This window comes from Sphingomonas sp. GW821-FHT03E12 (genome assembly GCF_059420685.1).
The window spans coordinates 816,848-836,424 of record NZ_JBWKUF010000001.1 but is presented as its reverse complement, the minus strand read 5'-3'; the positions used below and the strand labels follow the sequence as shown (position 1 = coordinate 836,424).

Sequence of the window (19,577 nt, the reverse complement as noted above, 5' to 3'; positions counted from 1 at the left end):
CAGGAATCGGCGCAAGGTCGCAAAGCGGGCGGATATGGCAAGGAAATATTTCGGCACCGACGGAATTCGCGGCAAGACCAATGTCACGCCGATGACCGCAGCGATGGCGATGCAGGTCGGCATGGCCGCGGGCGCGCATTTCCGCCGCGGCGATCACAAGCACCGCGTGGTGATCGGCAAGGATACCCGCCTGTCGGGCTATATGATCGAGAATGCGCTGGTCGCGGGCTTCACCAGCGTGGGGATGGACGTGGTGCTGGTCGGCCCGATGCCGACCCCCGCGGTGGCAATGCTCACCCATTCGATGCGCGCCGATATGGGCGTGATGATCTCCGCCAGCCACAATCCCTATGCCGACAACGGCATCAAGCTGTTCGGCCCTGACGGCTACAAGCTGTCCGACGCCGACGAACTGGCGATCGAAGCGCTGATCGACGGCGAGATCCCGCTCGCCCCCGCCCCCGACATCGGCCGCGCCAAGCGGATCGAGGATGCGCGCGGCCGCTATATCCACTTCGCCAAATCGACCTTCCCTGAGGATCTGCGTCTCGACGGGCTCAAGGTGGTGGTCGATTGCGCCAACGGCGCCGCCTATCAGGTCGCACCCTCGGCCCTTTGGGAGCTGGGCGCGGAGGTCGTCGCGATCGGCGTCACGCCCAACGGCAAGAACATCAACGATCAGGTCGGTTCGACCGCGCCGCTGACCCTGTGCGAGACTGTGGTCGCATCGGGCGCGCATATCGGCATCGCGCTCGACGGCGACGCCGACCGGCTGATCGTGGTCGATGAGCAGGGCGAGATCGTCGACGGCGATCAACTGATGGCGACGATCGCCGCGGGCTGGGCGCGGCAGGGACGGCTCCAGGGCGGCGGCATCGTCGCCACCGTGATGTCCAACCTCGGGCTCGAACGCTATCTCGCCGCGCAAGGCCTCGGCCTCGTCCGCACCGGGGTCGGCGACCGCTATGTGCTCGAAGCGATGCGTGCCAGCGGCTATAATGTCGGCGGGGAGCAATCGGGCCACATCATCCTGTCGGACTATGCCACCACCGGCGACGGCCTCGTCGCCGCGCTTCAGGTGCTGGCCGAGCTGGTCCGTGCCGGCGCACCGGCGAGCGAGGTGCTCCATCGCTTCGACCCGCTGCCGCAGTTGCTCAAGAATGTCCGTTTCGCGGGCGGCAAGCCGCTCGAGAACGACACGGTCAAGTCGGTGATCGCCGCCGCCGAGGCCGAACTGAACGGCACCGGCCGCGTCCTCATCCGCGCCTCGGGCACCGAGCCGGTGATCCGCGTGATGGCCGAGGGCGAGGATCCCAAACAGGTCGAAGCGGTGGTCGATCGCATCTGCGACGCGGTGCGCAAGGCGGCGGCCTAGCGTATGATTCAGCTGCGCTGGGGCGGCACCGGCTAACCGTTCCGGGCGGGGCAGGAGGCCCGTTGTTCGGGCGAGTCGGGCGCCACCCGCTTTCCGTTCTTGGGATTCCACGCACCCGGCAGCGCCACGGTCAGGTTCAGGCCGTCGCGCCAGCCCGCCGGCTGCACGACCAGCACGTCGAAACCGGCCGGGCACCATTTCAACACCATGGTCGTGCGGTACAGGGTGCTGACGCTGCCGCCCGCCGCGAGCGCGGCGGCATAGCCGTAACCGCCATCGGCGTTCGGCTTGCCATAGACTCGCTCCAGCGCCTGCATGCCGAGATCGTAGCAGCCCGCCCCCTTGATCTGCAGATCGATCGTATAGACCGCACCTCCCCGATCGCGCTTGTAGAGCCTGGCCGCACATTGCGCCGCAAATGCCGTGCCCTTGCCGCCCGGAAAAGCGCGCTTCAGCTCTTGCGGGCTGCGTCCCAGATAAGCGGCGAGCGGCGAGAATGGATCGGCAGCCCCCGCGTCGATCCACGGCGCAGCAACAGCGGTCTGGCCGCTTGTCGGTGCCGGCAGCAGGAGCAACCCGATCGCCGCGCCGAATGCATTCCGCATGCCCTGTCCTCCCACCCGCGACACGGGGATAAAATGGCACCGCGCGCAGTGCAATCATGCTTCCTGCCTCCGGCAAAGGACGCTAGTCGCCGGTCATGCTTGAGATGCGCCCCGATTGCGAACGCTGTGGCACCGACCTTCCCGCCGATCAGGGCGGCGCGTTCATCTGCTCGTTCGAATGCACCTTCTGCGCGGACTGCGCCGACGGGCTCGACGAGGTCTGTCCCAATTGCGGCGGCGAGCTGCTCGACCGGCCCGCGCGCGTCGGCGATGCGCTCAAGCGCAACCCGGCAAGTACCAAACGCATGTTCAAGGGCTAAGCGGATGGAGGCGCCGTCGCCCCGTCGCTGGATCGGCCGCTGGATCGTCGTCGTCGGCCTGCTCCACGCGATCGGCGCCTTGTTCATCTATCCGGCGCCCTTGCAGGAGATGGCCGGCGCCGGGCTGATCGCCACCGCCGACGATTATTCGCTGCGCGCGACCGCCTATTGGTTCTTCGCCTTCGCGCCCGTTCTCACGGTGCTGGGCCTGCTGGTCGATGCGATGGAGGCGCGCCGCGTCCCGGTTCCGTTCGCCGCCGCGTTGCTCCTGCTGCTCACGCTGGTCGCCATGGTCGCGGTGATGCCCGCCAACGGCGCGTGGCTGCTCTTCCCGCCGGTCATCGCCCTGCTGCTGCGCGCCCGCAGCGGCTGAGCTCATCCGGCCACCGGGATCGGGCTCATCTCCTTGAGCTCGCGGATCACCACCAGGGTCTGGAACGCGCGCACCCGCGGGTTGGCGGAGAACAGCCGCACCACCGTGTCGTCATAGCTTTCCATGTCGCGCGCGATCATCCGCACCGCGATGTCGAAATCGCCGGTGACGTTCCACGCCTCGATCACCTCGGGCTCGGCGCGCAGGATCGCCATCATCTCCTGCGTGGTCCGCGCATCCTCGCGGTCGAAGGTTACCATGACGAGCATCGACAGCGGCCAGCCCAGTGTCTTTGGCCGCACGATCGCCACTTCACGCGCGATCGCACCATTGGCGCGCAGCCGCCGCATCCGGCGGTAGCAGGCCGGAACCGACAGCCCCACGGCTTCCGCGACCGCAGCCATCGGCCGCTGCGTGTCCTGCTGCATCAGTTCGAGCAGCTTGAGGTCAAATGGGTCCAGCGCGTCATTTCGCATCGCGAACATCCGATCGGTCGATAAAAATTATCGACATAACGTCAAAATCGAGCGCCTTTGTCAAAGCCCATCGGTAGAACGCCCATGACAATTATTTCCCCGTGAGAGTTCGATGACCGTCCTTGCTTCCCGGCCGGCGCCCGCGCGCGTCGACGTCTTCGCCCTGTTGACGCTGTTCGCTGCGATGATCTCGGTCGCGGCCGGCGCGTCCTTCGCCAAGACCCTCTTCCCCTCGGTCGGGCCGGAGGGCGCGACGACGCTGCGTCTCATCATCGGCGCGCTCATCCTTTCGGCGATCTTCCGGCCGTGGCGGCTGGACTGGCGCGGCGGCTGGCGCTCCCTTGCCGGCTACGGCCTCGTCCTCGGGCTGATGAACCTGACCTTCTACAAATCGCTGAGTTTCATCCCGCTCGGCATCGCCATCGCGATCGAGTTCATCGGGCCGCTGTCGGTCGCGGTGCTGACCTCGCGGCGCAAGTCCGACCTCGTCTGGATCGGCTTCGCCGTCGCCGGCCTGCTCCTCCTGCTCCCGCTCTGGGGTGGCACGACTCAGCTCGACTGGCGCGGCATCGTCCTCGCGCTCATCGCGGGCGCCTGCTGGGCGGCCTATATCCTGATCGGCAAGCGTGCGGGTGAAGAGCATGGCGCGGGCGCGGTCGCGGGCGGCATGATCGTCGCCGCCTTGGTCGCCGCACCGGTCGGCATCGCCCATGCCGGTACCGCGCTGCTCCGGCCTGAGATCCTGATGCTCGGCCTCGCCGTCGGCATCGCGTCGAGCGCCATCCCCTTCGCGCTCGAGATGATCGCGCTGCGCCGTCTTCCCTCGAACACCTTCAGCACGATGATCAGCGCCGAGCCCGCGATCGGGGCGATGGTCGGCGTCCTGCTGCTCGGCGAGCATCTCTTGCCGCTCCAGTGGTTCGCGATCCTGCTGGTCGTCTTCGCCTCGGTCGGCGCGGCACTGGGCAGCAAGCGGCCGCTCGAGGAACCCGCGCCGATCTGATGGCGCCGCGGGCCGATCGGGTGTAGCAGCGCACCGTTCATTCCAGCGAGGACCTGCAATGTACCGCCCCCCCGCGTTCCGCGAGGATCGTCCCGAGCTTCTCCACGCCGCGATCCGCGCGCATCCGCTGGCGACTTTGGTCACCCACGGCCCGTCCGGCCTCATCGCCAACCTCGTGCCCTTCACGCTCGTGCCGGACGAGAACGGCCCGGACCTGCTCCGCGCGCATCTCGCCAAGGCCAATCCGCAGCTCGCCGATCTGCGTGCGGGCGGCGAGGCTCTGGTGATCTTCCAGGGCCCGCAGGCCTATGTCACCCCGTCCTGGTACCCGTCCAAGCGCGAGCATGGAAAGGTCGTGCCGACCTGGAACTATATCCTCGTCCAGGCGCACGGCCGGCCCCGGGTGATCGACGACGCCGACTGGCTCCGCGCCCAGATCGACGCGCTGACCAATCTTCAGGAGGCGGATCGCCAGGATCCCTGGGCCGTCACCGACGCTCCGTCCGACTATGTCGCTGCACAGCTCAAGGGCATTGCAGGTGTCGAGATCGCGGTCGATCGGATCGAGGGGAAGTGGAAGGCGAGCCAGAACCAGCCCGCGGCCAATCGCGAAGGCGTCGTCGCCGGGCTGCGCGAGCAGGACCCCGCCTCGCTCATGGCGGCGGCGATGGCGCGATAGGCGAAGCTTCCCCGCACTCCCGCCCTGTGCAATGGCAGGCCCATGTCCCCCGCTCCGCGCACCCCGATCCCCCGCATTCTCATCATCGCCGGTTCTGACTCAGGCGGCGGCGCCGGCATTCAGGCAGATATCAAGACCGTCACCATGCTCGGCGGCCACGCCATGACCGCGATCGCCGCGATCACCGCGCAGAACACGCTCGGCGTCACCGCCGTTCACCCGGTCCCGGTCGACATGGTGCTCGCCCAGATCGACGCCGTCGTCTCCGACATCGGCGTCGATGCGGTGAAGATCGGCATGATCGGCTCGGCCGACATCGCCAACGCGGTGGCAGACCGGCTCGAAGCCCTGCCCGGCGCCCCCATCGTGTTCGATCCCGTCATGATCGCCACCAGCGGCTCGATCCTCGCCGACGCAGGTACGATCGCGGCGTTCGAACGGCTGATGCGGCTTGCGGCGGTCGTCACCCCCAACCTCCCCGAGCTCGCCGCGCTCGGCGGCCGTGATGCCGTACTCGCCCATGGCTGCCATCTCGCCGAAAAGGGCGGCCATGCCGAGGGCGACAGCGTCCACGACCAGCTCTTCGCCCCCGACGGTGGCCTCGTCGCGGAAATGGTCGAGCCGCGCTTCGACACGCCTCACACCCATGGCACCGGGTGCAGCTTCGCCAGCGCGCTCGCCACCGGCCTCGGCGCCGGGCTACCCGTCGCCGACGCTTTCACCCGCGCCGTCCGCTATGTCCGCGTCGCGATCCGCCATGCCCCCGGCCTCGGCGCCGGCCATGGCCCGATCGGCCATGCGCTCGGCACGATCCCGTTCGACCGGCTCGCCGACGATGCCTGATCTCAGCTTCGAGACGCGCCACGGCATTCACGGCCCCGTCGCCGGGGTGGATGAGGCCGGGCGCGGCCCGCTCGCCGGCCCGGTGGTCGCCGCCGCGGTGATTCTCGACCCCGCCTGCATCCCGCCGGGGATCGACGATTCGAAGGCGCTCACCGCCACCAAGCGCGCCGCACTCCACGATTCGATCCTCGGTTGCGCGCGCGTCGGCATCGGCATCTGCAGCGTCGAGGAGATCGACCGGCTCAACATCTTCTGGGCGACGATGCTGGCGATGACCCGCGCGGTCGCCGCGCTCGACCTGCGCCCCGGCTTCGTGCTGGTCGACGGCAATCGCTGCCCCGACTGGGAGCATGCCAGCGAAGCCGTGGTCGGCGGCGACGCGCGCTGCCTGTCGATCGCCGCCGCCTCGATCATCGCCAAGCAGCATCGCGATCGCGTCATGATCGAGCTCGATGCGCTCCACCCCGGCTATGGCTGGGCGAGCAACAAGGGCTATGCCGCCAAGATCCACCAGCAGGCGCTGCGCACGCTCGGCCCCACCCCGCACCACCGCCGCAGCTTCGCACCGGTGGCGCAGGCGGAACTCGATTTCGGCCCGGCGGTTGGGGGTGTGATCGTTTGAAGCGGCGCGGTCCGGTGCCGCCAACCACAAGGGACTCCCCATGGAAACCCAGCAGCTTCACCGCGGCCGCCTGATCGATCATATCCAGCTCGTCGTCGCCGATCTCGACGCGTGCCGCCGCTTCTACACCGCCGTGTTCGACACGCTCGGCATCCCGGTCGCGGGCAGCGGCGCCGATTATCTCTGGGCCGATGAGCTGTTCATCTCGACCGCCGACAGCGAGGCGGCATTGGGCAAGCTCACTGGCTACCACCACCTCGCCTTTCAGGCGAAGGACCGCGACATGGTCGACGCGTTCTACAAGGCGGGCCTTGCCGCCGGCGGCACCAACAATGGTGCACCGGGCGAGCGGCCCTATCATCCCGGCTATTACGGCGCCTTCCTGCTCGATCCCGCGGGCAACAATATCGAGGCGGTCTATCACGGCCCGGCGCGGAAAAGCGCGGATTCGGTCCTGGTCGAGTTCGAGATGTGAGCGTTGCTCTTTGACATGAAAGAAAAGGTCCGCCGCCACGCAAGGGCGTGACGACGGACCTCCTTTCCTCCCCAGGAAACTCTTTCTCGGGCTAGCCGCCGCGGCAAAGCCGCGTCGTCGGTCGGTCGCCTACGGCGCCGCCGGCCGGGCGTGCCGCGAGGTGGCCGCAGCTTGCGCTGCGGCTGCCCGCGTCACGCCGCGAACTGGTTCATGGTGTTGTGTGCGCCGCCCGCCTTGAGCGCGGCCTCACCGGCGAAATACTCCTTGTGGTCGTCACCGATGTCGCTGCCCGACATGTTCTGGTGCTTCACGCACGCGATGCCCTGCCGGATCTCCTCGCGCTGCACGCCCTTGACGTAGCCCAGCATCGCCGCGTCGCCGAAATACTCCTTGGCGAGGTTGTCGGTGCTCAGCGCCGCGGTGTGGTAGGTCGGCAGCGTGATCAGGTGATGGAAGATGCCCGCGCGCGCCGCAGCGTCGCGCTGGAACGTCCGGATCTTCTCGTCCGCCTCCGCCGCCAGCTCCGTCCCGTCATAATCGATGCTCATCAGCCTCGCCCGGTCATAGCCGCTGACATCCTTGCCCGCTTCGCTCCACGCATCGAACACCTGCTGGCGGAAGTTCAGCGTCCAGTTGAAGCTTGGCGAGTTGTTGTAGACCAGCTTGGCGTTCGGGATCACCTCGCGGATGCGGTCGACCATCGAAGCAATCTGCTCGATATGCGGCTTCTCGGTCTCGATCCACAGCAGGTCGGCGCCATGCTGAAGGCTGGTGATGCAGTCGAGCACGCAGCGATCCGCGCCGGTCCCCTCGCGGAACTGGAACAGGTTCGACGGCAGCCGCTTGGGCCGCATCAGCTTGCCGTCGCGCTCGATGACGACGTCGCCGCGCAGGGTCGAAGGATCGGTCACCTCCTCGCAATCGAGGAAAGCGTTATACTGGTCGCCCAGATCGCCCTTCTCCTTGGAATAGGCGATCTGCTTGGTCAGGCCCGCGCCGAGCGAATCGGTGCGCGTGACGATGATCCCATCATCGACGCCCATCTCGAGGAAGGCGTAGCGGCACGCCCGGACCTTCGCCAGGAAGTCCTCATGCGGCACGGTGACCTTGCCGTCCTGGTGCCCGCACTGCTTCTCGTCGCTGACCTGATTCTCGATCTGCAGCGCGCAGGCGCCGGCCTCGATCATCTTCTTGGCGAGCAGATAGGTCGCCTCGGCATTGCCGAAGCCCGCATCGATATCGGCGACGATCGGCACGACATGCGTCTCGAAATTGTCGATCGCGTTCTGGATGCGCGCCGCCTCGACCTCGTTGCCGCTGTCGCGCGCCTTGTCGAGATCGCGGAACAACAGCCCCAGCTCGCGGGCGTCGGCCTGCTTGAGGAAGGTGTAGAGCTCCTCGATCAGCGCCGGGACGCTGGTCTTCTCGTGCATCGACTGGTCGGGCAGCGGCCCGAAATCGCTGCGCAGCGCCGCGACCATCCAGCCCGAGAGGTAGAGGTACTTGCCCTTGGTGGTGCCGAAATGCTTCTTGATCGAGATCAGCTTCTGCTGCGCGATGAAGCCGTGCCAGCAGCCGAGCGACTGGGTGTAGGCCGCCGGATCGGCGTCGTACGCCGCCATGTCACGGCGCATGATGCCCGCGGTGTATTTGGCGATGTCGAGACCGGTCTTGAACCGGTTCTGCAACCGCATCCGCGCAACCGATTCAGCATCGATGCCGTTCCAGCGGCCATTCTCGGCAGCGATAGGCGTCTGGGCGCGGGCGATTTCGTCTTGATAGGTCATTGAGCACCTCGTTCGATTTGAGGTGCGTCTATTCATCTTTACACATGTGATGCCTGCAAAACTGCGACATCACGAGGTGAAGGGGTCGCCTGACATCGCCATTCCTGTGTATTTTTGTAAATTCCTGACAAAATCCGCTACTCAATTCGGCGCAAATTGAGTCTTCCCCGCCACACCCCATCCCTAGGGCCTGTGGATAACTTTCAGACTCAACATCTGGTCCGGTCTTGGAATGTTCCATCAAGTTAACGGAATCTCAGGGATTTTCGTTAACTAATGTTCGCTTGACGGACTCCGTCCTTTCATGGCGTTTCGCCCCCTCAACAGGGGTATGGAGTAGTTAATGGGGGTCATCGAGAAGGTCGCGAAAGCAGAGGTTCGCACCCGCAGCTGGGTCGACGTCCTGCCGCTCGACACGATCATCCAGCAGGATTGTATCGAGGCGATGCGCGCGCTCCCCGCCGCGTCGATCGACATGATCTTCGCCGATCCGCCCTACAACCTTCAGCTCGGTGGCGACCTCAATCGTCCGGACGGCAGCTTCGTCGACGCGGTCACCGATGAGTGGGACAAGTTCGATTCGCTCAACGCCTATGACGCGTTCACCCGCGCCTGGCTGGCGGAGGCGCGCCGCATCCTGAAGCCGAACGGCACGATCTGGGTGATCGGCAGTTACCACAATATCTTCAAGGTCGGCTCGGCGATCCAGGATCTCGGCTTCTGGATCCTCAACGACATCATCTGGCGCAAGGCCAACCCGATGCCCAATTTCAAGGGCACGCGCTTCACCAACGCACATGAGACGCTGATCTGGGCGTCGATGGGCGAGAAGTCGAAATACACCTTCAACTATCGCTCGATGAAGACGCTCAACGACGAGCTTCAGATGCGCAGCGACTGGGAGTTCCCGATCTGCGGCGGGCAGGAGCGGCTCAAGAAGAACGGCGTCAAGGTCCACCCGACCCAGAAGCCCGAAGCCCTGCTCTACCGCGTGATGCTCGCCTGCACCAAGCCGGGCGACGTCATCCTCGATCCCTTTTTCGGCACCGGCACCACCGGCGCGGTGGCCAAGCGCCTGCGCCGTCACTGGATCGGCATCGACCGCGAGGGCACCTATATCGAGGCGGCGCAGGAGCGCATCGACGCGGCGCTGCCGCTCGACGAGAGCGCGGTCACCACGATGATGGCGCCGCGTCAGGCGCCGCGCGTCGCCTTCGGCACGCTGATCGAGACCGGCTATCTGACGCCGGGCACGGTACTGTCCGATACCAAGCGCCGCTGGCGCGCGGTGGTGAAGGCCGATGGCTCGCTGCTCACCGATTGCGGCACCGCCGGATCGATCCACAAGGTCGGCGCGACGCTTCAGAATGCGCCCTCATGCAACGGCTGGACCTTCTGGCATTATGAGGCGGAGAACGGCCTCAAGCCGATCGACGCGCTGCGCCAGACCTATCTGCTGGCGACACAGCCCTGATCCATAGCCGTCACCCCGGACTTGTTCCGGGGTCCACGGTGCCGCAAAACCATGTCCGTGCGGCCCTTGCCGCACCGTGGATCCCGGCACGGAGGCCGGGGTGACGGAGACCTGTGATCCTCGATCTTCCCGCTTCCGCTCGCCTCTATCTCCGTCCGGTGCAGTTCGCCGATTCGCCGATCGAGCGCGACGGCGAGGTCGCACGGCTCGCCGGCGGCCTGGTCTGGTTCTCGGCCTGGGAGTTGATCGCGGTCGAGAATGGCAAGCGCACCCTCCAGCGCACGATTCCCGTCGCCGACCTGCCCGATGACGAGCGGCTCCAGGCGATCGCCGCGCGCATCACCGCGCCGCGCACGCCACTGACACTCGGCGAGCGCGTCCTGCGCTTCGACCAGCCCCAGGTAATGGGCATCCTCAACATGACCCCCGACAGCTTCTCGGACGGGGGGAAGCACCCGGATGATCCCGAAGCCGCCGCCGCAGCGGGAGTCGATATGGCGGCGGAAGGCGCGGCGCTGATCGATGTCGGCGGCGAATCGACCCGGCCGGGCGCAAAGGAAGTGTGGGAGGGCGACGAGATCAAGCGCGTCGTCCCCGTCATCGAACGACTGGCGCGCAGCGGCACCCTCGTCTCCGCCGACACGCGCAAGGCAGGCGTCATGGAAGCCACCCTCGCCGCCGGCGCGCATATCGTCAACGACGTGTCGGCGCTGCTGTGGGACGACCGCGCGCTCGAAATCGTCGTACGCGCGCAATGCCCGGTAGTGCTGATGCACGCCGGCGACCCCAAACAGGGTGCGGACGGCGGCGCAGGCTATGGCGACTCGCTGATCGAGGTCTATGACTGGCTGGAAGGCCGGATCGATGCGGTCGTCGCGGCGGGCGTCGATCGCGCCCGCATCATCGCCGATCCCGGTATCGGCTTCGGCAAGACGCTCGCGCACAATCTCGCGCTGTTGAACGGCCTCGCGCTATTCCACGGGCTTGGCGTGCCGCTGCTGCTCGGCGCCAGCCGCAAGCGGATCGTCGGCGCACTGTCGAACGAGGCCCCCGCAGACCAGCGCCTTGGCGGCTCGCTCGCGCTGGCGCTCAAGGGCGCGGAGCTCGGCGCGCAGCTACTGCGTGTCCATGACGTGCCGGAAACGGTTCAGGCGCTGCGCGTATGGCGCGGCATGCGCGATGCAGCGCTGATCGGTCGTTAGCCGAGTGGATCGGGCCGGGTACGCTGCTCGACATAGGTGCGCTGCACCGCGAACGGGCTGACCCGCGCCTCGCGGAACCGGTCGCGGCGGCGATCCGCTTCGGCACCGATCTTCTCGAGGCTCTCGACCAGATCCTCAAGGTTGCGGCGGCGCTCCGCTCCGGTCGCGTCGCGGCATTCGTTGCGGCACGCAGCGACCAGATCGGGCACACGGCGGCGCACGACATTGGCCCAGTCGACCGCGTCGGCGGCGAGCGGCTCGGCATCGGCGATCGCGATCAACCGCGCGCAGCTGGTCCGCGCCGCGGCGATCCGGCTCACCGCCCAGTCCGCCTCACCCGCGGCTTCGGCCCAGGCAGCCTCAAGCGGATCGGCAGGCCGCGCCTGCTTCATGCGCTTGAGTTTGGCGCCGGCAAGGCGCTGGCGCAGCTTTCGTGCGCCGAAGAACAGGGCAAGCCCCGCCGCACCGACCACGAACAGCGTGAAGGCGATGAAGGCCAGAGCCGCCAGCGCGGCGATCACGAGCAGGAATCGAAGCATGGTCGGCATTATATGGGAAGCCGCCGGGGTTTCGCCAGATCAGGTGTGCCGCCGCCGGAACAATCCGCCGTTTCGTGCGATTGACGACGATAGGTCGTCAGGAGAGGAGCCATGCGCGAAGCCTATGACCGTTATTCGAACGTATCGATCCTGATCCACTGGACCGTGGCGGCACTGGTGGTCATCAACATCGTGATCGCCATCACCATGCCGAACGATCGAGCCCTGTTTTCCTGGTACAAGTCGATCAACATCGCCGTCCTGCTGCTCACCATCGTCTGGATCGGCTGGCGTCTGGTCCATCCGTGGCCACGCTTTCCCGACAGCGTACCGGGCTGGGAACGCGCATTGGCGCGCGGGGTGTATCTCGCCTTCTATCTGATGCTGCTCGCGGTGCCGTTGCTCGGCTGGGCGACGATGTCGGCGGGCGGCGGCACAGGCGAGGTGTTCGGCGGCATCCAGTGGTTCGATCTTCCCGTCGCCAAATCCCCCGAACTTCGGGCGAATCTGGCGGCGATCCACGAAATGGCCATCTACATTCTCGTGCTGCTGATCTTCATCCATGTCTGCGGCGCGCTGAAGCACCAGTTCTTCGACGAAGATGTGGTGTTCCACCGCATGCTTCCGGGTCTGCGGCAGAGCCATATGGACGACGAGATCTGACCGGCGGCGTGCTCTACAGCGTGTAGCCGCCGTCGCTGAGCAGCACGGTGCCGGTCGTCAGTGCGCTCGCGTCGTCGAGCAGGAATGCGATCTGCGCGGCAACCTCTTCCGCGCTGGCATAGCGGCCGAGCGGCGTCGCGAGCTTCGCCATCTCGGCAAAGGCGGCATCGCGGCCGATTTCGGCTGCACGCTGCGCGAACATCGGCACCGCATCCCAGACCGGGGTCTCAACGCCTGCCGGCGCGATCGCATTGACGCGGATATTGTCCGCCGCCCCTTCCTTGGCCGCCACCTTGGCGAGATGGATCAGCGCCGCCTTGGAACAGCCATAAGCGGCAACGCCGGGTTCCGCTTTCACGCCGGCTGCCGATGCCGTCAGCACGATGCTGCCGCCGCGCCGCTTGGAGTTGGCGCGCATCGCCCGCATGGCCGCGCGCAGCGACAGGAAGGCGCCGTCGAGATTGACCGACAGGATGTAGCGCCACTGATCGAAATCATGATCGGCAATGGTCGATGCGCCGGCGACGCCGGCATTGATCACGGCGTGGTCGAGTTGGCCCAGCTCGGGCTCGATCGCGTCCCACAGCGTCTCCTCGCGCACATCGCCGAAGCCCAGAGTGGTCTCGCAGGGCGGCAGCATCAGCCGTTCCAGCGCATCGCTATCCCGATCGATCAGAATCAGGCGCTTCGCACCCTGCAATGCCAGATGCTCCGCGACCGCGCGGCCGATACCCGATGCCGCGCCGGTAATCAGTGCGGTCTTGCCCTTGAATGAAGCCATGCGGGCCTTCTAGCCGCGCATGGCGCGCAAGTCAGGCCGCGTTCTGGTCGATCCCGAGTTCGCCGAGCTTGCGGTAGAGCGTCGAGCGGCCGATGCCGAGCCGGCGCGCAACCTCGGTCATCCGGCCGCGATAATGACCGATCGCCAGGCGAATCACGTCCGCCTCGATCTCGTCCAGCGCACGCAGATTGCCGTCGGCACGGAACAGGGTGATCCCCGCTCCCGATGCCGCGCCGCCATGGGCAGCACCGCCAGCTGCAGGGCGGCCTTCCGAAAGCTGCGCGATCTGCGGGAAATCCGCACGGGTCAGCGCGTCGCCGTCGCACAGCACCGCGGCGCGGAAGAGCGCATTCTGGAGCTGGCGGACATTGCCCGGCCAATCATAGCTGGCGAGCAAGGCGATCGCATCATCGGTGATGCCGAGCGGACGCAAACCCGGCTGCTCGGCGATGCGCGCGAGCAGATGGCGCGCAAGCGGGGCGATGTCGCCGGCGCGTTCACGCAGCGGCGGGATCGTCACCTGGACGACGTTGAGGCGGTAATAGAGATCCTCGCGGAACCGGCCTTCCTCGACCTCGGTCAGCAAGGTCTTGTTGGTGGCCGCGATCACGCGGACATCGACTTCGCTGACGTGCCGCGCGCCGATCGGATGCACTTCGCCCGACTGCAGCACCCGCAGCAGCTTCACCTGCGCCTCGAGCGGCATCTCGCCGATCTCGTCGAGCAGGATGGTGCCGCCGTCCGCCTCCTGGAAACGGCCGATCTTGCGTTCGAAGGCGCCGGTGAAGGCGCCCTTCTCGTGGCCGAACAGCTCCGATTCGACGAGGTTCGCGGGAATCGCGCCGCAGTTCACGCGCACGACCGGCTTGGCATGGCGGGGGGAGGCGGCGTGGATCGCCTCCGCCACCACTTCCTTGCCGACGCCGCTCTCGCCCTCGATCAGCACGGGGACGCGGGCACGTGCCGCCTTGGCCGCGATGGCGAGCGCCGCACGGAATTGCGGCGCCGAACCGACGATCTCGTCGAACGCCAGATTCGCGCCCATTTTTTCGGTGAGCGGACGCAGCTCGCCCGCAACCTTGGCACCGACCGCGGTGTCGAGCGCAGCGAGCAGCCGTTCGGGTGCGAGCGGCTTGACCAGGAAATCGGTCGCGCCCGCGCGCATCGCGCTGACCGCTGCCGCAACCGAACCATTGGCGGTGAGTAGCAGGATGGGGAGCATCGGCCGGTTTGCGCGCAGCTCGGCGATCAGCTTCGCCGCGTCGAAATCGGGCGCCCAGTGATCGAGCACGATCGCATCCAATGCCATGCCGTCCGGCGTCCCCAGGGTCGCGAGCGCGGTCTCGCCGTCGCTCGCACACACCGTGCGCCAGCCGCGGCGTGCGGCGATCGCCGTCACCAGCCGCCGCTGGGCCGGTTCGTCGTCGATCAGCATCAGGAGGCGCTGGCCGTTGCGCGTCATTTTCTGTCCCTGTTGTCCCTAAATCGGTCACCCGGGATAATCGGGTTGGGTAAAGACCGGCTTAAGGCTGCCCAAGCGCGCGGGGCTTGAGAGGCGGGGATACGCCGTCTAATGAAGCTGCCAACAACGCGTCAGAGGGGAAGCTACGCATGGCACACAGCGCCGACATGAAGGCACATGAGAACACCTATGGTGGGTTCATGCGGATGATGAAGATCGGCACCATCGTCACCGTGATCATCGCCGCATTGGTCGTCTGGCTGATCGCTTCCTGAAGTGAAGATCGCCGTCCTCAAGGAGACCGCCGCCGGTGAGCGGCGCGTCTCCGCGACGCCGGAAACGGTCAAGAAGTTCGTCTCGCTCGGCGCTGAAGTAGCTGTCGAGAGCGGGGCGGGTGACACCGCTTCCCTGGATGACAACGCCTTTGCAGCCGTCGGCGCGAAGGTCGGCTCGCGCGCCGATGTGCTCGCGAATGCCGACATCGTGCTCGGCGTGCAGGGACCGGACCCGGCGAGCCTGAACGGCATCAAGCCCGGCGCCTGGCTGGCCGCGGGCCTCAACCCGTTCGGCGAACGCGCGCGGGTCGATGCCTATGCCGCACTCGGGATCGAGGCGCTGGCGATGGAGTTCATACCGCGCATCACGCGTGCGCAGTCGATGGACATCCTGTCCTCGCAATCGAACCTGTCCGGCTACAAGGCCGTGCTCGACGCCGCCGCCGAATATGGCCGCGCCTTCCCGATGATGATGACCGCGGCGGGCACGGTTTCGGCCGCCAAGGTGTTCGTGATGGGCGTCGGCGTCGCCGGACTTCAGGCGATCGCGACCGCGCGGCGCCTGGGCGCGCAGGTCTCGGCAACCGACGTGCGTTCGGCGACCAAGGAACAGATCCAGTCGCTCGGCGCCAAACCGATCTTTGTCGAGACCGTCGCGGGGATCGAGGGCGAAGGCTCAGGCGGCTACGCGACCGAGATGAGCGACGAGTACAAGGCCGCGCAGGCCGAGCTCGTCTCCTCGCACATCGCCAAGCAGGACATCGTCATCACCACCGCGCTGATCCCGGGGCGCCCTGCCCCGCGCCTGATCAGCGACACGCAGATCGCGTCGATGCGGCCGGGATCGGTCATCGTCGACCTCGCGGTCGAAAGCGGCGGCAATGTCGAGGGCGCGGTCGCGGGCGAAGTGGTCGAGAAGCACGGGGTGAAGATCGTCGGGCACAGGAACGTGCCCTCGCGCCTCGCTGCGGACGCCTCGGCGCTGTTCGCGCGCAACCTCTACAATTTCCTCTCCGCCTTCTGGGACAAGGAAACGGGCAAGCCGATCCTCGACGAGGAGATCGGCGACGCGATCCGGCTGACCCGCGAGGGCAAGGTGGTGAACGAGAGGCTGAACGGCTGAAGCGGCCGGCGCGTGGCAGGGGGAGCATGCCAGTGAACGGAAATCGGACCAAAAGGCGGGCCACAACGGTCACGCAGCTGTGCATTGCTGCGACGGCTCTGGCAGCGTCCCCGGCGGCAATCGCCCAGTCGCGGGACCTGCAGAGCCTGTGGGTCGTTCAGCCGATCGCCGTGCCTGAAGGCGATCGCCTGCTGGCGGGCGGCGATTTCGTGCTCAAGCAACGCTTGTTGCCGACTGGATTGGCTGAGCTCGGCGCCGACGTAGCGCTCGGCACGACGACATTCGCCGCAGGCACGCAACTCGTCGCGGCGACCGCGGAGGGTGTGAAGATCTTCTGCGTGACCGATGTCGCCAAGCAGAAGCTGCTGGGCGCGTCGTCTCAGCCCTGCCTGATCGATTCGGACAGCGACGGCGACTTCGACGGATGGTTCAATGGCTACAGCCAGACCAAGGGCCTGCTCACGCTCTCCGGGCGATATCCGAAGAAACCCAAGCCGATCGCCGAAACCGGCTATCGCGAGGTTCCGCCGGGCACCATGCGCGACACCTATTTCGTCGCCATCGAGCGCCGGAATTATTTCAACATCTACAGCCGCGAAAGCTTCATGATCGTCTTCGGGCGTGAGGGGCAGCTCGAGCGGCTGACCGCGCCGATCGCGTTCAAATCATCGGAGATGCCGCGGGAATTGAGCGTGATGGGCGCCAAATTCACCGCAATCTCCGAAAGCGGCGGCAAGATGCTGGTCCGTATTTCGGCAGCGATGCCGCAGCAGCCGTTCGGCATCGTGAAAACCACCAGCTACAGTTTCTATTGAGTCGCGGAAGGACTCGCACATGGACTTTATCTCGATCCTGTCGATCTTCGTGCTGGCGTGTTTCGTCGGCTATTATGTCGTGTGGTCGGTCACGCCGGCGCTGCACACGCCGCTGATGGCCGTCACCAACGCCATCTCCTCGGTCATCATCGTCGGCGCGCTGATCGCGTCGGCCGCAGCCGGCAGCGAGACCGCCAAATGGCTGGGGCTGATCGCGGTTGCGCTCGCCAGCGTGAACATCTTCGGCGGCTTCGCCGTCACCGAGCGCATGCTCGCCATGTACAAGAAGAAGGGCTGAGCCGATGCACGAGGCTGCTCCCGTCAACCCCTGGGTTGCACTCGCCTATCTGATCGCGGGCGTCTGTTTCATCGTCGCGCTGCGTGGCCTGTCCTCACCCGCGACCAGCCGTCGTGGCAACCGCTTCGGCATGGTTGGCATGCTGATCGCCGTGGTGACGACGCTCGTCACGCATGAGATCGCATCGCTGCCCGAGATTGTCGGCGCCATCGCCATCGGCGGCGGCATCGGCTGGATCGTCGCTCGCAAGATCGCGATGACCGATATGCCGCAGCTGGTGGCGGGTTTCCACTCGCTCGTCGGTCTCGCCGCCGTCCTGGTCGGTGTCGCTGCCTATCTCAACCCGCAAGCGTTCGGGATCGTCTTTCCCGAGACCTCGAAGTTCGCCGGCCTGATCCTTCCGGTCAGCCGGATCGAACTGGGCCTGGGCGTCGCGATCGGCGCAATCACCTTCTCGGGCTCGGTCATCGCCTTCCTCAAGCTCAACGGCAATATGGGCGGCAAGCCGATCATGCTGCCGGGACGCCACGTCATCAACCTCGGCACGCTGGCCGCGATCCTCGGTCTGATCGCCTTCTACACGATCGAGCTTCAGGCACCGGTATGGGTGTTCTGGACGGTGCTGGCGCTGTCCTTCGCCATCGGCTTCCTGCTGATCATCCCGATCGGCGGCGCGGACATGCCGGTCGTGGTGTCGATGCTCAACAGCTATTCGGGCTGGGCAGCAGCCGCGATGGGCTTCACGCTCGGCAACACCGCAATGATCATCACCGGCGCGCTGGTCGGCAGCTCGGGCGCGATTCTCAGCTACATCATGTGCCGTGCGATGAACCGCAGCTTCATCAGCGTGATCGCGGGCGGCTTTGGCGGCGACAGCGGCGGCGGCGCGGCTGCCGCAGCAACCGATCGCCCGTGGAAGCGCGGATCGGCCGAGGATGCGGCGTTCCTGATGAGCCAGGCCGAGCAGGTCATCATCGTTCCCGGCTACGGCATGGCGGTAGCGCAGGCGCAGCACGTGCTGCGCGAGATGGCCGACAAGCTCAAGGAGCATGGCGTTCGCGTGAAGTACGCGATCCATCCGGTTGCGGGGCGCATGCCCGGGCACATGAACGTGCTGCTGGCCGAAGCCAACGTCCCCTATGACGAGGTGTTCGAGCTGGAGGACATCAACAGCGAGTTCAGCCAGACCGACGTCGCCTTCATCATCGGCGCCAACGACGTGGTCAATCCGGCGGCCAAGACCGACAAGTCCTCGCCCATCTACGGCATGCCCGTGTTCGACGTGAACAAGGCCAAGACCGTGCTGTTCATCAAGCGCAGCATGGGCGGCGTCGGCTATGCCGGGGTGGACAATGATGTCTTCTACCAGGACAACACGATGATGCTGCTGGCCGACGCCAAGAAGATGGTCGAAGAGATCGTGAAATCGCTCGACTGATCGGGCGCCCCGGCCGGCCAGTTCTGGGGCCGGGGCGATGATCAGTGTCGGGCGGATCTTGGAGGGCGCGTTCGGCGCCTTCCGCGAGAATCTCGTCGCTGTGGCGATCTGGGGCGGCATCTATTGCGCCTTCAACATCGCCGTCGCGCTGGCGATGCAGCCGGTGGTAATCTCCGATACCGATCCGCGCTGGTCGGTCACGGCGATGGGACCGGTATGGCTGATCGGCCTGTTGTTCGGAATCGTCGGGGTCATCCTCTACACTGCGTCGATGCGATCGGTGCTGCGGCCCGATACCAGCGGCATCGCCTTTCTGCGGTTCGGCCCGGACGAACTGCGCATGCTGGCGTTGTGCCTGATCTTCGGCATCGCGGGCTTCGTGCTGTTGCTTGCAATCGGCCTGGCTGGCGGCAGGCTGGCGGAAAGCACCGACTCCGTGCTGCTCAGGCCATTCCTGTCGCTGCTCGTCGGGCTCGTCCTGTTCGGCATCGTGGCCTTTCTCGTCATCCGCTTCTCGCTCGCCTTTCCGCTGACGCTCCATCGCGGCGCCTTTGCGATCGGCGAGGCCTGGAAGCGGAGCCGCGGGCATTTCTGGAAGCTGTTCGCCGCCGCGCTGGCGGTCACACTGATCGGACTGGTCGCGTCCGTAGCCGTCAACCTCGTCACTGCGGGCAGCCATTTCGCCGATCTGCTGGCGATGCTCGGCGACACGTCGGCAGCGGACAACGGAACACCCGTGCAGATCGTCCTGCCGCAAAGGGCGGGAGCGGGCAGCTTCGACATGCGCTTCTTTCTCCAGTCGATCGGAGGCGGTGCGGTCGTATCGGTCTGGATCGCGCTGAGCGGCGGCAGCGCCGCAACCGCCGCCCGGTTGCTGGTCGAGGACGAGTTCAGCGACGCGGAGGACGTGTTCGGCTGACTTACCGCTTGCGTTCTTGATCCGTTCCGG

The 19,577-nt window shown here is 66.4% G+C and carries 23 protein-coding genes; 17 read left to right on the top strand and 6 right to left on the bottom strand.

Going from position 1 to position 19,577, the window contains the following annotated elements:
- Positions 1–34: 34 nt before the first annotated feature.
- On the top strand, positions 35–1,375 hold the full coding sequence (gene glmM, locus AC07TU_RS04130; RefSeq protein WP_495186632.1) for a phosphoglucosamine mutase: 1,341 nt from the start codon (positions 35–37) through the stop codon (positions 1,373–1,375).
- A gap of 32 nt (positions 1,376–1,407) precedes the next feature.
- Here the strand turns inward: glmM and AC07TU_RS04125 are convergent, their stop codons facing one another.
- On the bottom strand, positions 1,408–1,980 hold the full coding sequence (locus tag AC07TU_RS04125) for a hypothetical protein (RefSeq protein WP_495186631.1): 573 nt from the start codon (positions 1,978–1,980) through the stop codon (positions 1,408–1,410).
- 95 nt (positions 1,981–2,075) lie between these two features.
- Between AC07TU_RS04125 and AC07TU_RS04120 the strand changes: the two genes are divergently transcribed.
- Together AC07TU_RS04120 and AC07TU_RS04115 are read left to right on the top strand one after the other, a co-directional pair.
- Positions 2,076–2,300 (top strand): DUF1272 domain-containing protein, encoded by a 225-nt coding sequence (locus AC07TU_RS04120; protein ID WP_495186630.1) that lies wholly within the window; start codon positions 2,076–2,078, stop codon positions 2,298–2,300.
- A 4-nt stretch (positions 2,301–2,304) separates the two neighbouring features.
- Positions 2,305–2,673, top strand: coding sequence for a DUF6463 family protein (locus AC07TU_RS04115; RefSeq protein ID WP_495186629.1), 369 nt, complete (start codon positions 2,305–2,307; stop codon positions 2,671–2,673).
- A gap of 2 nt (positions 2,674–2,675) precedes the next feature.
- On the opposite strand, the gene AC07TU_RS04110 is transcribed toward AC07TU_RS04115, so the two are convergent.
- Positions 2,676–3,158: an Lrp/AsnC family transcriptional regulator gene (locus AC07TU_RS04110; protein WP_495186628.1), complete on the bottom strand. Its 483-nt coding sequence runs from the start codon at positions 3,156–3,158 to the stop codon at positions 2,676–2,678.
- Between the two features lie 103 nt (positions 3,159–3,261).
- Between AC07TU_RS04110 and AC07TU_RS04105 the strand changes: the two genes are divergently transcribed.
- The 5 genes from AC07TU_RS04105 to AC07TU_RS04085 are packed head-to-tail and all read left to right on the top strand — an operon-like array spanning position 3,262 to position 6,771.
- A complete protein-coding gene (locus AC07TU_RS04105; RefSeq protein WP_495186627.1) occupies positions 3,262–4,152 on the top strand; it encodes an EamA family transporter in 891 nt (296 codons plus the stop codon).
- A 58-nt stretch (positions 4,153–4,210) separates the two neighbouring features.
- Complete coding sequence (locus AC07TU_RS04100; protein ID WP_495186626.1) at positions 4,211–4,831, top strand: FMN-binding negative transcriptional regulator; 621 nt, start codon at positions 4,211–4,213, stop codon at positions 4,829–4,831.
- 42 nt (positions 4,832–4,873) lie between these two features.
- Complete coding sequence (gene thiD, locus AC07TU_RS04095) at positions 4,874–5,674, top strand: bifunctional hydroxymethylpyrimidine kinase/phosphomethylpyrimidine kinase (RefSeq protein WP_495186625.1); 801 nt, start codon at positions 4,874–4,876, stop codon at positions 5,672–5,674.
- On the top strand, positions 5,667–6,296 hold the full coding sequence (gene rnhB, locus AC07TU_RS04090) for a ribonuclease HII (RefSeq protein ID WP_495186624.1): 630 nt from the start codon (positions 5,667–5,669) through the stop codon (positions 6,294–6,296). The genes thiD and rnhB overlap by 8 nt, the downstream gene beginning before the upstream one ends.
- A gap of 40 nt (positions 6,297–6,336) precedes the next feature.
- Complete coding sequence (locus tag AC07TU_RS04085; protein ID WP_495186623.1) at positions 6,337–6,771, top strand: VOC family protein; 435 nt, start codon at positions 6,337–6,339, stop codon at positions 6,769–6,771.
- A gap of 191 nt (positions 6,772–6,962) precedes the next feature.
- On the opposite strand, the gene AC07TU_RS04080 is transcribed toward AC07TU_RS04085, so the two are convergent.
- Positions 6,963–8,558: an isocitrate lyase gene (locus AC07TU_RS04080; RefSeq protein WP_495186622.1), complete on the bottom strand. Its 1,596-nt coding sequence runs from the start codon at positions 8,556–8,558 to the stop codon at positions 6,963–6,965.
- Between the two features lie 343 nt (positions 8,559–8,901).
- On the opposite strand from AC07TU_RS04080, the gene AC07TU_RS04075 reads away from it, so the two are divergent.
- Both AC07TU_RS04075 and folP read left to right on the top strand, forming a co-directional pair.
- Positions 8,902–10,032, top strand: a complete 1,131-nt coding sequence (locus AC07TU_RS04075) for a site-specific DNA-methyltransferase (RefSeq protein ID WP_495186621.1) — start codon at positions 8,902–8,904, stop codon at positions 10,030–10,032.
- Between the two features lie 116 nt (positions 10,033–10,148).
- On the top strand, positions 10,149–11,234 hold the full coding sequence (gene folP / locus AC07TU_RS04070; RefSeq protein WP_495186889.1) for a dihydropteroate synthase: 1,086 nt from the start codon (positions 10,149–10,151) through the stop codon (positions 11,232–11,234).
- Here folP and AC07TU_RS04065 read toward each other — a convergent pair.
- The gene (locus tag AC07TU_RS04065; RefSeq protein WP_495186620.1) at positions 11,231–11,773 is read right to left on the bottom strand and encodes a hypothetical protein; all 543 of its coding nucleotides are present in this window, start codon (positions 11,771–11,773) and stop codon (positions 11,231–11,233) included. The genes folP and AC07TU_RS04065 overlap by 4 nt on opposite strands.
- Positions 11,774–11,884: 111 nt before the next feature.
- Between AC07TU_RS04065 and AC07TU_RS04060 the strand changes: the two genes are divergently transcribed.
- Positions 11,885–12,436, top strand: a complete 552-nt coding sequence (locus tag AC07TU_RS04060) for a cytochrome b (RefSeq protein WP_495186619.1) — start codon at positions 11,885–11,887, stop codon at positions 12,434–12,436.
- Between the two features lie 13 nt (positions 12,437–12,449).
- Here AC07TU_RS04060 and AC07TU_RS04055 read toward each other — a convergent pair whose 3' ends face one another.
- Together AC07TU_RS04055 and AC07TU_RS04050 are read right to left on the bottom strand one after the other, a co-directional pair.
- Positions 12,450–13,217 carry an SDR family NAD(P)-dependent oxidoreductase gene (locus tag AC07TU_RS04055; protein WP_495186618.1) on the bottom strand — a complete coding sequence of 256 codons (768 nt, stop codon included), beginning with the start codon at positions 13,215–13,217 and terminating at the stop codon, positions 12,450–12,452.
- A gap of 31 nt (positions 13,218–13,248) precedes the next feature.
- Positions 13,249–14,679, bottom strand: coding sequence for a sigma-54-dependent transcriptional regulator (locus tag AC07TU_RS04050; protein ID WP_495186617.1), 1,431 nt, complete (start codon positions 14,677–14,679; stop codon positions 13,249–13,251).
- Between the two features lie 86 nt (positions 14,680–14,765).
- On the opposite strand from AC07TU_RS04050, the gene AC07TU_RS04045 reads away from it, so the two are divergent.
- Genes AC07TU_RS04045 through AC07TU_RS04020 form a run of 6 tightly spaced genes read left to right on the top strand, consistent with a single transcriptional unit; the run spans position 14,766 to position 19,547 of the window.
- Positions 14,766–14,954 (top strand): aa3-type cytochrome c oxidase subunit IV, encoded by a 189-nt coding sequence (locus AC07TU_RS04045; RefSeq protein WP_495186616.1) that lies wholly within the window; start codon positions 14,766–14,768, stop codon positions 14,952–14,954.
- A 1-nt stretch (position 14,955) separates the two neighbouring features.
- Positions 14,956–16,077, top strand: a complete 1,122-nt coding sequence (locus AC07TU_RS04040; RefSeq protein ID WP_495186615.1) for a Re/Si-specific NAD(P)(+) transhydrogenase subunit alpha — start codon at positions 14,956–14,958, stop codon at positions 16,075–16,077.
- A 32-nt stretch (positions 16,078–16,109) separates the two neighbouring features.
- Positions 16,110–16,892 (top strand): hypothetical protein, encoded by a 783-nt coding sequence (locus AC07TU_RS04035; protein WP_495186614.1) that lies wholly within the window; start codon positions 16,110–16,112, stop codon positions 16,890–16,892.
- Between the two features lie 19 nt (positions 16,893–16,911).
- On the top strand, positions 16,912–17,190 hold the full coding sequence (locus AC07TU_RS04030; protein WP_300497114.1) for an NAD(P) transhydrogenase subunit alpha part 2: 279 nt from the start codon (positions 16,912–16,914) through the stop codon (positions 17,188–17,190).
- A 4-nt stretch (positions 17,191–17,194) separates the two neighbouring features.
- The gene (locus tag AC07TU_RS04025) at positions 17,195–18,628 is read left to right on the top strand and encodes an NAD(P)(+) transhydrogenase (Re/Si-specific) subunit beta (RefSeq protein WP_495186613.1); all 1,434 of its coding nucleotides are present in this window, start codon (positions 17,195–17,197) and stop codon (positions 18,626–18,628) included.
- 37 nt (positions 18,629–18,665) lie between these two features.
- Positions 18,666–19,547: a hypothetical protein gene (locus AC07TU_RS04020; RefSeq protein WP_495186612.1), complete on the top strand. Its 882-nt coding sequence runs from the start codon at positions 18,666–18,668 to the stop codon at positions 19,545–19,547.
- Positions 19,548–19,577 lie beyond the last annotated feature (30 nt).